Origin of the sequence: Methylotuvimicrobium sp. (assembly GCF_050611805.1) — a bacterium.
In the GTDB taxonomy this organism is placed as follows: Bacteria; Pseudomonadota; Gammaproteobacteria; order Methylococcales; family Methylomonadaceae; genus Methylotuvimicrobium.
In genome coordinates this window covers 1-13,292 of the sequence record NZ_JBNGHF010000006.1, presented here as the reverse complement: position 1 = coordinate 13,292, position 13,292 = coordinate 1, and the positions used below count along the sequence as shown (strand labels likewise).

Genomic DNA, 13,292 nt, shown 5'->3' with positions numbered 1-13,292 from the left:
CAGCCGCTGTGGCTTTTATGCCGTCTATTAGGAACCCTACTAATTTTCGATCAACGAATCTCTATGTTTTATGACCAATAAGGGGCCTTCCTGCCCGCTTTCCTCTGCGAGTCGGTATTCAGGTAGGTCGTTAGTTTCGATCAGCTTGCGTAAGGTGAATGTGAACTTCTTGAACGTACCTGTGCTACCGCTGCGCTGGTAGATAAGTTGAAACGACCACTTAGCCATGCTTTTGCCTGCGGCGCGGCGTGCCAAGCGATAGATGAAGCGGCCGATGCCGGGTTCTATCAGGAAATAATCAGGGTGGACAGTCAATACGTCCGGACGCTTTCGTTCTGTGACTTCGCGGTGCAGCCATTTCGGTATCTCTATTTCAACAGACGCAATCTTGCCTGTTTCGGTATAGGAGAGTACCGTGTAATCGCCGATTAAGCCTTCAGCCTTGATTTCGCGTAAGCCACGTTTCCCTCCTATGGCGGGTCGCTCGCGCACGCTCTTGATGGTCGTTCCTCTAAGACGGTCCAGCGCTTTTTCGACTTCTTCAATTTGTCGGCCACCGTTGCCTTTTCGGCAGAACTTGAGAATTTCGCTAACGTGTGGACGGAATGTGCGGCCTGGCTTGTCTTCCTTCCCTTCACAATAGCGGTTCATGGCATCAGTCAAATGAGAGATCAACATCAGCACGATATCATAATCCCAAATCGACGCCATGCCGTCCGGACCTGCCTTGACCTCGACATATCCGTCCGGCAGATCGTACCTGATAACATCTCCCGCGCGCTTCTCTCGCTTTGACAGCCGGAATACTGCGACGTCCATGATGCTTCGGCTGTCACGAGTGCCAACGTCATAGAGTGTCGGCACGAAAATATCAGCCTGTCTGTCGCTAGAGGATGCCCGATGTGTATGTGATCTATTAGGAATGGTGTTTTCTTCGTTTTTTCGAATTCTAGCGGCAGCTTGCTCATAGGTTTCGCCTGGCCTGGCAACGGCCTCTATCTTACGTCGCAGTGCGGCGCTCTCAAGCGCTTTCAGCTTGACCGCAGTCTCGTCATACATGGCAATTTCCTGTCTTTTGGTGTTTAATGACTTGCATTTTGTTGGTCATTCGTGTTGATCAATCATTATGACTTAAAGAGAGGCGTCTTATTTATCGAATCTAAGTTCAGCTAAACCTTTAATTATCGTCAATAACATTTTAGCGGCTAAAATCGGCCAAGCTTAACAAGGTAAACTCAGTGTACAACTACATATTCTTTACCAACATTCTTCGTATTTTGGACGAGCGTGGAATGTCCAAAAAAGAATTACATGAATTATCCGGAGTGTCGAACTCGTTTTTATCCGATCTAACAACGGGTACCGGCAATCCATCGCTCAAGGTAATGGAGGCGATAGCTAAGGCGTTAGAAGTTCCTCTCCCTCTTCTGCTCGAATCCACTGACTTGGACAAGGCGGCGCTCGATGAGTTGGCGGGCGGTACCGCTATGCATAGCCTGCCACCGGGGTACGAGCGCGTGTCCGTCATTCTTCCGGAAGTCAAAGCCTTTATCGTCAAAAAATGGGGCGAAGAAACCAGGGCTAAAATAAGACAATCTTAATATAACGCCAATACAATAAACCTTCATCCAAAGCTAATAAGGAAACTTTAGCCGCTAAAATTCGCATTTCACCGGGATGTCATCATCCCGGTTCATTACTATATCCAGATGCCTCAAAGATACCACAACCTAAAATAATTTCGCTATACTGTTGCGATTTTTATTTTTTCGTTATATCGTACATGTAAAAGACATGACCTAAATCCGCAGATCTGCAGGATAACGATGACCTCATTAAACGATAACCATGACAGCACCCGTGATCGAGCCAAACGTAAATTGGAACGCGACATGGGGGCGACACTCTTGTCGGCTCTATACGATCCAAAAACCGTTGAAATCATGCTCAACGCCGACGGCAAGCTTTGGCAAGAGAGGCTGGGTGAACCCATGCAGTGTATTGGCACCATGCGCGTTGCACAGGCGCAAGCCGTCATCGAGACCATTGCCGGTTATCACGGTAAGGAAGTGACTCGTCAAAAACCAATCCTTGAAGGAGAACTGCCGTTAGATGGTTCTCGCTTTGCCGGTCAGCTTCCCCCGATTGTTCCGGCCCCGACTTTTGCCATCCGTAAGAAGGCGGTTGCCATTTTCACGTTAGAGCAATATGTCGAGGGCGGAATAATGACCCCCGGACAACGCCAAGTGATTATTGAATCAGTTGCCGCACACCGAAACATTCTGGTTATCGGTGGCACGGGCTCAGGCAAGACGACTCTGGTCAATGCGATTATCAATCAGATGGTGGCTAACGACCCGACTGAACGCGTCTTCATCATCGAGGACACCGGCGAAATCCAATGTGCTGCGGAGAATTACGTCCAGTACCACACCAGCATCGACGTCACAATGACGGCGCTATTGAAAACCACGCTGCGTATGCGCCCGGACCGGATTTTAGTCGGTGAAGTGCGCGGCCCGGAAGCGCTCGATTTGTTAATGGCCTGGAATACCGGCCATGAAGGCGGGGCGGCAACACTGCATGCCAATAACGCCAGAGCCGGACTTGATCGGTTGGCCATGCTCATCAGCATGCATCCCGATTCCCCCAAACCCATCGAACCGCTCATCGGCGAGGCGGTTCATGTTGTCGTGCATATCGCCAGAACCCCGGACGGCCGTCGTATTCAGGAAATTATTGAGGTTTCCGGATATCACGGCGGCCAATACAACACAAGATCACTTTAGGAGAAACATCTATGCAATTCGCAATTCCATCGCTTCAGAACGACCGTCACAGCGTTTTGTACCTGAGCCTATTCGTACTGCTCATGGCCGTTATTTTTTTGCCGCAACCGGCCTTTGCGTCGGAAGGCACCGGCGGCTCGCTACCCTATGAGAGTTGGCTGACGAATCTGCGCAATTCCGTTACCGGTCCGGTGGCATTTGCGCTATCGATTATCGGCATTGTGGTTGCCGGCGGCGTGCTTATTTTCGGCGGCGAACTGAACGGTTTTTTCAGAACGTTGATTTTTATCGTCCTGGTCATGGCATTACTGGTCGGCGCCCAAAATATGATGGGTACCTTCTTTGGTCGCGGCGCCGAAATAGCCTTACTGTCTGACGGTTTAGTCAATTACGCTCACAACGCGGCATCTATCGCCAACGGAAGGGCTGTGTAACATGGCCGGTCGCACGATACCCATTCGTCGGGCCGGCAATAGAGACAACCTATTCATGGGCGGGGATCGGGAATTGGTGATGTTCTCGGGACTTCTCGCCGGAGCGCTGATTTTCAGTGCTCAGGACATGAGGGCTACGGTATTCGGCGTCTGTCTTTGGTTCGGCGCACTCTTCGTGTTCCGCCTGATGGCAAAGAGCGATCCTAAGCTGCGCTATGTTTATCTGCGTAGCCGTCGCTACAAGAAGTATTACCCGCCGCGTAGTACGCCATTCCGTGAAAATACCAATACCCAAGGGGAGCAATACCAATGATGATCGAAGTACTCGCGATTATGATTGCTGTACTCGGTGCCGTCCTGCTACTTATGCTGTTCGCCCGCATTCGGTCGGTCGATGCGGAGCTGAAGCTCAAAAAGCATCGATCCAAGGACGCCGGGCTGGGCGATCTGCTTAATTATGCCGCCGTCGTCGATGACGGTGTCATTGTCGGTAAAAACGGCTCATTCATGGCGGCATGGATATACAAAGGGGACGACAACGCGAGCAGCACCGATGAGCAGCGCGAAATGGTGTCGTTCCGCATCAATCAAGCCCTCGTCGGCCTTGGCAGTGGATGGATGGTACATGTCGATGCTGTACGCCGCCCGGCCCCTAATTACGCTGAATTGGGTTTGTCGCATTTCCCTGATCCGGTATCCGCAGCGATCGATGAAGAGCGACGCAGGCTATTCGAGGGCTTGGGAACCATGTACGAGGGTTATTTCGTATTAACACTAACCTGGTTTCCACCGGTTCTAGCGCAACGTAAATTTGTCGAGCTCATGTTCGATGACAACACGCCGGCGCCGAACCACAAAGCCCGCACCAAGGGGCTCATCAATCAATTCAAGCGTGAAATAACGTCGATAGAGGAACGCCTGTCAACGGCTATTACAATGACGCGTCTCAGAGGTCAGAAGGTCGTTACCGAGGAGGGAACGTCTGTTACGCATGATGATTTTTTGAGCTGGATACAATTTTGTATTACCGGCAAGCATCATCCCGTGCAGCTCCCCAGCAATCCCATGTATCTGGACGCTCTCATTGGCGGGCAAGAACTGCGCACCGGGGTCGTGCCAAAAATAGGCCGCTCCCTCATCCAAGTCGTCGCGATCGAAGGCTTTCCGTTGGAGTCGACCCCGGGAATCTTAAGCGCTCTGGGTGAATTATCCTGCGACTACCGTTGGTCATCCCGGTTTATTTTCATGGATCAGCATGAGGCGGTTGCCCACCTGGACAAATTTCGTAAAAAGTGGCGCCAAAAAGTGCGCGGATTCTTCGATCAGGTTTTTAATACCAATACCGGACCTATCGATCAGGATGCTCTGTCGATGGTAGAGGATGCCGAAGCAGCGATAGCCGAGGTAAACAGCGGGTTTGTCGCAATGGGCTATTACACCAGTGTCGTTATTTTGATGCATGAGGATAGAGCGCGACTCGAGGCAATCGCACGGCAGGTAGAAAAGGCGATAAATCGTCTCGGTTTTGTCGCTCGGATAGAGACCACCAACACGATGGATGCGTATCTAGGCAGCTTACCGGGTCACGGTGTCGAGAATGTTCGCCGGCCCCTCATCAACACGATGAACCTCGCCGATCTGTTGCCTACGTCAACGATCTGGACGGGTAGCGCAACCGCCCCTTGTCCTCTGTATCCGCCCATGTCTCAGGCACTGATGCACTGCGTGACTCACGGCGCCACACCTTTCCGACTGAATCTGCATGTCCGCGATGTCGGTCATACTTTCATGTTTGGACCCACTGGTGCGGGTAAATCTACGCATCTAGCCATTATCGCCGCACAATTACGACGTTATGCCGGCATGTCGATCTACGCATTCGATAAGGGGATGTCAATTTATCCGCTTACCAAGGCCGTCGGTGGGCTGCATTTTTCAGTCGCGGGGGACGGCGAATCACTCGCATTTTGTCCACTGCAATTTCTCGAAACGCGGGGCGACCGGGCTTGGGCAATGGAATGGATAGATACCATCCTGGCGTTAAACGGTTTGATCACCACACCCGAGCAACGCAATAAAATAGGCCATGCCATCATGAGCATGAGCGGCACTCAGTCCCGCACACTATCCGATTTCAGCACGACCGTACAAGACTTACCGATTCGTGAAGCGCTACAGCAATACACTATCGGTTCATCTATGGGCTATCTGTTGGACGCCGAAGAGGATGGACTCTCTCTGTCCTCATTTACGGCGTTTGAAATCGAGGAGCTGATGGGATTAGGCGATAAATTCGCGCTCCCCGTGCTGTTGTATCTATTTCGCAGAATAGAGCGATCACTCCACGGCCAACCGGCCGTCATCATCCTGGACGAAGCCTGGTTGATGCTTGGGCATCCGGTGTTTCGAGACAAAATCCGCGAATGGCTCAAGGTCTTGCGGAAAGCCAATTGCCTTGTCTTGATGGCGACGCAAAGCCTGTCTGACGCGGCCAACTCGGGCATCTTGGATGTCATCGTTGAATCGACAGCCACCAAAATCTTCCTGCCCAACGTTTATGCCCGCGACGAAGACACTGCAGCCCTTTACCGTCGTATGGGCCTCAATACCCGCCAAATCGAAATTTTGGCGACCGCCATTCCGAAACAGCAGTATTACTACGTTTCCGAATATGGCCGCCGTCTCTACGACCTCGCTCTCGGACCGCTTGCCCTGTCACTTGCCGGTGCATCGGACAAGGATTCCGTTGCCGCCATCAAGAATCTGGAAACCCAATTCGGCGATCGGTGGGTTCATGAATGGCTCGCCGGGCGTGGACTGAAACTCAATGACTACCTGGAGCCCGCAATATGAGTCTGATTCTATCCAAGAAAAAACCAGTTGACTCTCGGCCTATCAATAAACCCAAAAACGAGGATACTAACCCGTACTTGACTGCCCGGCGCACATGGAATGAGCATGTCGGTTCGGTCGTGTCGTCACGGCAGACCTGGCAAGTTGTCGGTATTCTCTCGTTGTTGATTGCGCTGGCCGGTGTCGGCGGAATCATCCATATAGGCAGTCAATCTAAGTTCATCCCATATATTATCGAGGTTGACAAGCATGGCCAGACCATTGCCGTCGGGCCGACGACAGCGGCTTCTACCGCCGATCCCCGCGTTATTCATGCGTCTATAGCCGATTTCATCGCTAATGCCCGCATGGTCACGCCGGATGTCGCATTACAGCGGAAAGCGGTATTTCGCGTCTACGCAATGTTATCGCCTAATGATCCGGCAACCCAAAAAATGAACGAATGGTTGAACGGAACGCCCGATTCCAGCCCGTTCAAACGTGCCGTGAAGGAAATGGTCAGCACCGAAATCAAGTCCGTGTTGCCGCAATCGCCGGATACCTGGCAGGTCGAATGGGTAGAAACCATTCGCGATCGGCAAGGCGTTCTAAAAAGTCAGCCGGTCAATATGCGGGCATTAGTCAATGTCTATATCGCCTCGCCTACATCCCAAACAACAGACGAGCAATTACGCAACAATCCGCTCGGTATCTATGTGCGTGATTATTCCTGGTCGATCATCACTTCCTCGAAATAATGATAATGAGACTATTCACCATGAAAAAACATATGATCACCATTCTGGCCGCCGCTATGGCGGTGTCGGAACCCATCCTGGCCGTTCCCGGCGACGATCTGGCCGACAAATATTTTTCGAAAAACAACCCAAAGCTAACCGCACAAGAAAAGGCGGCTCTCGCGATTGCCAAACGCTGGGAAGCCGGAAAATCCAACGGCATAAAGCCAGTATCCGGTGCCAATGGGGCCATCCATTTCATATACGGCGCACAACAGCCCAGCATCGTTTGCGCGGTTCTTCAGGTCTGTGACGTGGCTCTACAAGCCGGAGAATTGGTCAATTCGATCCATCTGGGCGACACGGCCCGCTGGACTGTGGAACCGGCCATCACCGGCAGCGGACCGGCCGAAACGCAACATCTCATCATCAAACCGATGGACGTGGGATTGGAGACCAGTCTGGTCGTGACGACAAACCGCCGCACTTATCATTTCAAGTTGCGCTCGCACCGCACAGAGTACATGCCGCAGGTTGCGTTCACCTACCCGGAAGATGCTCTCGCAAAATGGGATGCTATTCAAACTCGGGAAACACAAGCGCGCGAACAAAAAACCCTCCCGCAAACAGGCGAGTACCTGGGCGATCTGAATTTCAACTATGAACTGGACGGTGATGCCGCATGGCGTCCGATTCGCGTCTTTAACGATGGCAGTAAAACCATCTTACAAATGCCGAAGGCGATGGCGCAGACCGAAGCACCGACGCTGTTGGTCTTGCGTAAAGAGGGCGGCCTGTTCTCGGATGATGAGACCGTCATAGTGAATTACCGTGTTCAAGGCGACCGCTACATCGTGGACACGGTTTTTGACCAGGCCATCTTGATATCCGGCGTTGGCAGAAGCCAAGACCGAGTAACCATCAGACGGGAGCAATAATCGTATGCGCAGAATATCTCTAGCGGCTTTGGCCGCTCTATCTCTCGCAGGATGCGTGACATCGCCATACGGCAACCATCTACGTAATGTTTCAGTAGATCAACAAAAACTGGCTGACGATGCAGTCAAGCAACTCGCTACGCTATGGCCGCCGGCAAAAACACAATTTGAGCTAAAACAAACGACACCGGATGTTTTCGGGAATGCGCTGCTCAAAAACTTGCGCGAAAGCGGCTATGCCGTCATGGAGTTCAGCCCAAACACGACAGAGGACAATACCCTACTGCCATTGCGCTATGTGCTCAGCCAAATCAAGGGAGAAAACGGCAACTTATACCATTTGACCCTATGGGTCGGTACTGAATCCATTACTCGCCCGTACATCGAGCAAAACGGAATGGTGATGCCGGGCGGCTATTGGACGCATAAGGAGTAAACGATGACAGACGATATCGACAACATGGAACCGGACGCATCGCCAAGCGCTGGCGTGCGCCGCGTCAACAATTTACCCATGTATCTACTCGGCGGGGTATTGACGGCGTTTTTGATCATGATGGGGATTGTCGCGGCGGATCGCGCAGCCCAGCAGACTGATGCGGAGGATCGGCATCTAAAAACCGGCAACACGTCGATGTTCGCTAAGGAAATTGCCGGCGATCACATGGACGGATTAATCACGCCTTTGATACCGCCCGCCGAAGAAACGATGCTGAAACCCGAGCCGGTACTCATTGCGCGTCCGGAAACATTGGACAGGCCACCGGCTCCCCCTATGCAGCCGCAGCATGATGATGAAGCGGAGCGTATCCGTCAGGCAAAGCTGCAAATGTTTCAAGAAGCGGTGAAAGCAAAAACCGGCGTGCAAATCATTGCGCCAAAAAGCTCCGGCTTGTCATCCAGTCATGCCAATTTGGGCGCGAACACGCCCAAAACGCGCGAAGCCATGCTGGCTAGGTTATCCGCCGTGCGCCAAGAAATAGACTCGATACAGCATGAGGACCCATCAACGGCGTATCAAAAGCGATTAAATCATCTTCGCAGTATGCATAGCCTGAATAGTGGCGCAGGGATGCCGGCGAATTCATCCGCTTCACCACAAACCGGAACATCAACCGAAGGAACCGGTAATGATTACGCGCAATTTGCGAATAATGCCGGTGATCGTTGGCAACTCGAATCGACTACGCAAGCCCCTCGTTCACAGTATGAACTGCGAGCCGGGTTTGTGGTGCCGGCAACGCTAATCTCCGGAATCAACTCCGATCTACCGGGACAGATCATGGCGCAAGTGGCGCAGAACGTGTACGACACACCCGTCGGAAAATACCTCTTGATTCCGCAAGGATCGCGTCTGGTCGGCACGTATTCGAGCGATGTGGCCTATGGTCAAGCCCGTGTCCTTGTCGCTTGGCAACGCATTGTCTTCCCCGATGGGAAAGCGCTGGATATCGGTGCGATGCCGGGAGCGGACAGCGCGGGGTACGCTGGATTTAATGATTTGGAAAATCATCATTACGTTCGACTCTTTAGCTCGGCGCTGCTAATGTCGGCCGTAACGGCGGCGACAACCTACAGCCAGCGACAAAATCAGAGTAGTGCGACATTTGGCCGGCCGGATGCCAGTAGCGCGTTGAGTGAGGCGTTAGGCCAGCAACTTGGCCAAGTCACCGCACAATTGATTGCCAAAAACATGAACATAGCGCCAACCCTGGAAATTCGCCCTGGCTATCGATTCAATGTGATTGTCACGAAAGACATGACGTTTTCAAAACCTTATCAACCGTTTGATTATTAACCATAACGCTAACCGCCGAGCATAGCGGGTCAAATTGAGCGGTCGGCTATGCAAAACACTGGAGAATAAAATGAGAAAGAGTTTTTTGACGACATCGAAGCAGCAGAAAATTTTAGCGGCTAAAAAAAACCTTCTGGCCGCAGTCGAAATTACTTTGTTGATTTCGACTGTGCAGCAGGCGAACGCACAAACGGCTGTAATTGACATGACCAATTTAACGCAAAATATAGAAACTGCGATTCAATCAGCCATGTCGGCGGGAGAGGAAGTCGCACAAACGCTGAAACAAATAGAGCAATACGCGACTCAATTACAGCAATATGAGGATCAAATACGGAACACGGTAGCGCCGGCGGCTTATATTTGGGATCAGGCACAATCCACGATCGATGGTCTAATAACCGCCACCGACACACTCAACTACTATAAGAATCAAGTCGGCAGTCTCGATAGCTACCTGAGTAAATTCCAAGACGTTTCTTATTACCGTAACTCGCCGTGCTTCTCGAATGAGGGATGCAGTGACGCCGAGTTCGAGGCAATGAGCGAGAATCGGCGCCTGGCATCCGAATCACAGAAAAAGGCAAACGATGCGCTTTTTCGTGGACTGGATAAACAACAAGATGCGCTCAAGTCGGACTCAAGACGATTAGAGCAACTGCAAGCAGCGGCTCAAAGCGCCGGCGGACGAATGGAAGCTATTGGCTATGCCAACCAGCTTGCGAGCCAACAGGCGAACCAGCTATTACAGATACGCGGCCTGTTGATCGCGCAGCAGAACGCAATTGCAACCAGGATGCAGGCGGAGGCTGACCTTGAGGCTATGCAGCAAGCTGCACACGCCACATCGACAGAAGGGCGAGGGCCTGACACACTACCCACCAATCCGAAAAAATGGTGAAGGAGTACGATCATGAAAACAAAAGCTCTAATTTTGATTTTGGTAACCGTCATGCCAGCTTTTCTGGCGGGCTGTGATCCAGAGCCAGCCGAGCAAGCGATGCCAGAAGTCAACGACGAAAATTGCCAGCTAGAAAAGATAATGCAGATAGCGGACAGAACAACACGCGAACAATTTAGCGGGTTGTGTTCGCGTCGTTCTACCGGGGCGGAAACGTTGCCTGCTAATCCGAAAAAGTGGTGATGCTATTATGCGCACGATGATTAAACCAGCGGTGGTTGTGGCCGCATTTGTATTACTAAAATCGACCGATGCAGCGGCTCAATTGGCCTTTCATGACTCTGGCACCAATCAGGGTATCCTTGATAAAGTAATTACCGAATTTTCTACGAGAGCGTCGGGATGGCGAACCTTTGTCATGAATGCGGCACTGTGGCTGTTCTGGACACTGGGCACGATTTCACTGGTATGGACGGGGGGAATGATGATATTGCGTAAAGCAGACATAGGAGAATTCTTTGCAGAGTTTTTCCGTTTCATCATGTTTTTCGGTTTTTTCCTCTGGTTACTCAGGAACGGGCCAGAATACGCCGATTCCATCATTAAATCGCTGCGACAGATTGGCGAGAACGCGATAGGAAAGACCGGTATTTCTCCGTCAGGGATTGTGAACGTGGGCTTTATGATCTTTAAGCAGGCAATTAAAAATATGTCCGCGTGGCAACCTATCGACAGCTTGGTTGGCCTAACCTTGAGCGCCGGTATCTTATTGCTGCTTGCGGCAGTCGCGGTGAATATGCTGTTGATCTTGGTGTCCGCGTGGATTTTGATGTATGCCGGTATATTCTTCTTGGGCTTCGGCGGGTCTCGGTGGACTTCCGACATGGCGATCAACTACTACAAGACAGTCCTTGGCGTTGCCGTTCAGCTTTTCGCCATGGTGCTCCTGGTCGGCATTGGCAATGATTTGCTTTCTACATTCTACGACAATATGAACAAGGGCACGCTCAACTTTGAGGAGCTAGGCGTAATGCTAGTATTCTGTTTTGCCCTAATGATGCTTGTCAATCGCATTCCACCATTGCTTTCTGGCATTATCACCGGCGCGAGCATAGGTGGTGCCGGCATTGGTCAATTCGGTTCAGGAGCTGCAATCGGTGCGGCTGGAATGGCCACGGCAGCAGCGGCAACAGGAGGCGCTATGGTTGCAGCCGGCGCGGCTAATGCCGCCGGAGGTGCGCAGGCGGTCATGGCCGCGTTCTCCAAGGCCAGCGAAAACGTTTCCAGCGGGTCCGATGTCCTGACCAACATGTGGGGCAGTAGCGCCGCCGGTGGCGAAAGCAGCGATAGCAGTAATACCGGCGGCACTCCATTTGCTAAAGCGGCAGGATTCAGCAACAGCTCGGACAGCATGTGGGGCCGCGGCGACGATATGGACGCAAAATGGCAAGCTGAAAGCGGCACCGAGCAAGCGAAGAGTGACGGCAAACAGACTAGCGGCTCGACCGAATCAACCAGCTCGGCAAAAACCGGGCAAGGCGGTAACCGGCAATCAACAGGCACGCAAAGCGGTGGTTTCATGGCGGCAGCGGCAACTTCCGGAAAAATTGCCGTCGATGCTGGCGTTAATCTGGCTAAGGGTATTGTCGATGTAACCAAGGCCAAAGCCAACGAGCGCATTGCGGATACGACACCGGGCAAGATTGCCGGCGCCATAAGGGGCGGCAGTTCGTCCGAAACAAACATCGAATTCGCCGGCAACAGCCTCAGTGGGGAAACCGATGCTCATTCCGAAGTTGCGGCCTTCGTGAACCGCGACAATAGCGGCGCACCGACTTAACCCAAAGGGACGTTATGCTGCCGTTTATTGCCGACCTTACCCCGATTGAACAAGAGCGCGTCGTGTGCGCAATCTCGGCCGCCGTCAAATATGAAGTACCGGCCAACATCGTCCTAGCCGTCGCAGAAAAGGAAGGCGGCAAGCCGGGGCAATGGGTGCGTAACTCGAACGGCACCTATGACGTCGGCTCCATGCAATTCAATACCGCGTATCTGCGCGACCTGGCACAGTACGGAATCACAGCGAACGATGTAGCGGCCGCTGGATGCTATTCATTCGATCTGGCCGCTTGGCGACTACGGATGCACATCCGCAACGACCAGGGCGATCTGTGGACCAAGGCTGCTAACTATCACTCGCGCACGCCTCGATACAATGCCGTGTACCGCGACGATCTCATTCGCAAGGCATCGAAATGGGCCGACTGGTTGGAAGCCCATTTCGTAACGCTAGATGTAACCAAAGCGGATACAGCGCCTTCGATGCCGCTTCAACCGATAGAAGTACAACGCGTAACCCAGAAAACCCCGGATTCGTCTCCTGTGTCTTCGCCGGCGGCGAAGCAGGCTTCGGTCCGCTCCCTGAGCCAGAAAAATTATGTGCCACGCTCAATTTCCTTCAAAACCGGTGATTAAGAAAACCTGCAATAACCCTCAAGACTCTCATTCCGGCAACCGAGGGCACTACGTTTACAAATTAATCGTCACGGCCAAAAGCGCATCACCGTAAAGCTCAACGCAAGTTCCTTGAACGCCGAACAAGAGCAGAAGCTGAAGGATTTCCTCGAAGAGTGAGGATTTTTCCAAAACGCCATGAAAAAGTGTCGCAACTTGCGACACTTTTTATATCTCCATGCCTCACCAATTTGCCGACGGCAAGCGCAGACAGCATCCGGTCGATTAGCGGATTCAACAAAAAATACCCTCATCATTCGCCGGCCGGTGAATAAATCACACAAACGGCGTGACTCGATCACCGCCTTTTCTTCCGGAAATCGGGATACTGTACCCAAGTTCAACGAAA

At 52.1% G+C, this 13,292-nt stretch carries 15 protein-coding genes; 13 read left to right on the top strand and 2 right to left on the bottom strand.

The features are described from left to right. Positions 1-39: 39 nt before the first annotated feature. Positions 40-1,059: a replication initiator protein A gene (locus ACRJJO_RS04650; RefSeq protein ID WP_431064738.1), complete on the bottom strand. Its 1,020-nt coding sequence runs from the start codon at positions 1,057-1,059 to the stop codon at positions 40-42. A gap of 179 nt (positions 1,060-1,238) precedes the next feature. On the opposite strand from ACRJJO_RS04650, the gene ACRJJO_RS04645 reads away from it, so the two are divergent. The 13 genes from ACRJJO_RS04645 to ACRJJO_RS04585 all read left to right on the top strand — a co-directional run bounded on the left by ACRJJO_RS04645 (position 1,239) and on the right by ACRJJO_RS04585 (position 12,904). Beyond that, positions 1,239-1,601: a transcriptional regulator gene (locus tag ACRJJO_RS04645; protein ID WP_431064737.1), complete on the top strand. Its 363-nt coding sequence runs from the start codon at positions 1,239-1,241 to the stop codon at positions 1,599-1,601. Between the two features lie 225 nt (positions 1,602-1,826). Further along, positions 1,827-2,789 (top strand): P-type conjugative transfer ATPase TrbB, encoded by a 963-nt coding sequence (trbB, locus tag ACRJJO_RS04640; RefSeq protein WP_431064736.1) that lies wholly within the window; start codon positions 1,827-1,829, stop codon positions 2,787-2,789. Between the two features lie 11 nt (positions 2,790-2,800). Beyond that, positions 2,801-3,223 (top strand): conjugal transfer system pilin TrbC, encoded by a 423-nt coding sequence (trbC, locus tag ACRJJO_RS04635; protein ID WP_431064735.1) that lies wholly within the window; start codon positions 2,801-2,803, stop codon positions 3,221-3,223. Position 3,224: 1 nt separating this feature from the next. Next, positions 3,225-3,536: a conjugal transfer protein TrbD gene (locus tag ACRJJO_RS04630; RefSeq protein ID WP_431064734.1), complete on the top strand. Its 312-nt coding sequence runs from the start codon at positions 3,225-3,227 to the stop codon at positions 3,534-3,536. Next, entirely contained in the window at positions 3,533-6,076 is a 2,544-nt protein-coding gene (locus ACRJJO_RS04625) for a VirB4 family type IV secretion/conjugal transfer ATPase (protein WP_431064733.1), read from the top strand. Before ACRJJO_RS04630 ends, ACRJJO_RS04625 begins: the two co-directional genes overlap by 4 nt. Then, complete coding sequence (locus tag ACRJJO_RS04620; protein ID WP_431064732.1) at positions 6,073-6,813, top strand: conjugal transfer protein TrbF; 741 nt, start codon at positions 6,073-6,075, stop codon at positions 6,811-6,813. The genes ACRJJO_RS04625 and ACRJJO_RS04620 overlap by 4 nt, the downstream gene beginning before the upstream one ends. Positions 6,814-6,833: 20 nt before the next feature. After that, complete coding sequence (gene trbG, locus ACRJJO_RS04615) at positions 6,834-7,730, top strand: P-type conjugative transfer protein TrbG (protein WP_431064731.1); 897 nt, start codon at positions 6,834-6,836, stop codon at positions 7,728-7,730. Between the two features lie 4 nt (positions 7,731-7,734). Further along, entirely contained in the window at positions 7,735-8,166 is a 432-nt protein-coding gene (locus ACRJJO_RS04610; protein WP_431064730.1) for a conjugal transfer protein TrbH, read from the top strand. Positions 8,167-8,169: 3 nt separating this feature from the next. Then, the gene (locus tag ACRJJO_RS04605; RefSeq protein WP_431064729.1) at positions 8,170-9,528 is read left to right on the top strand and encodes a TrbI/VirB10 family protein; all 1,359 of its coding nucleotides are present in this window, start codon (positions 8,170-8,172) and stop codon (positions 9,526-9,528) included. Between the two features lie 70 nt (positions 9,529-9,598). Further along, positions 9,599-10,429: a P-type conjugative transfer protein TrbJ gene (gene trbJ, locus ACRJJO_RS04600; RefSeq protein WP_431064728.1), complete on the top strand. Its 831-nt coding sequence runs from the start codon at positions 9,599-9,601 to the stop codon at positions 10,427-10,429. A gap of 12 nt (positions 10,430-10,441) precedes the next feature. Next, a complete protein-coding gene (trbK, locus tag ACRJJO_RS04595) occupies positions 10,442-10,672 on the top strand; it encodes an entry exclusion lipoprotein TrbK (RefSeq protein ID WP_017842837.1) in 231 nt (76 codons plus the stop codon). Between the two features lie 7 nt (positions 10,673-10,679). Continuing rightward, positions 10,680-12,269, top strand: coding sequence for a P-type conjugative transfer protein TrbL (gene trbL / locus ACRJJO_RS04590; RefSeq protein WP_431064727.1), 1,590 nt, complete (start codon positions 10,680-10,682; stop codon positions 12,267-12,269). 14 nt (positions 12,270-12,283) lie between these two features. Continuing rightward, on the top strand, positions 12,284-12,904 hold the full coding sequence (locus ACRJJO_RS04585; RefSeq protein WP_431064726.1) for a transglycosylase SLT domain-containing protein: 621 nt from the start codon (positions 12,284-12,286) through the stop codon (positions 12,902-12,904). A gap of 54 nt (positions 12,905-12,958) precedes the next feature. On the opposite strand, the gene ACRJJO_RS04580 is transcribed toward ACRJJO_RS04585, so the two are convergent. After that, a complete protein-coding gene (locus ACRJJO_RS04580) occupies positions 12,959-13,108 on the bottom strand; it encodes a hypothetical protein (protein ID WP_431064725.1) in 150 nt (49 codons plus the stop codon). Between the last annotated feature and the right edge of the window lie 184 nt (positions 13,109-13,292).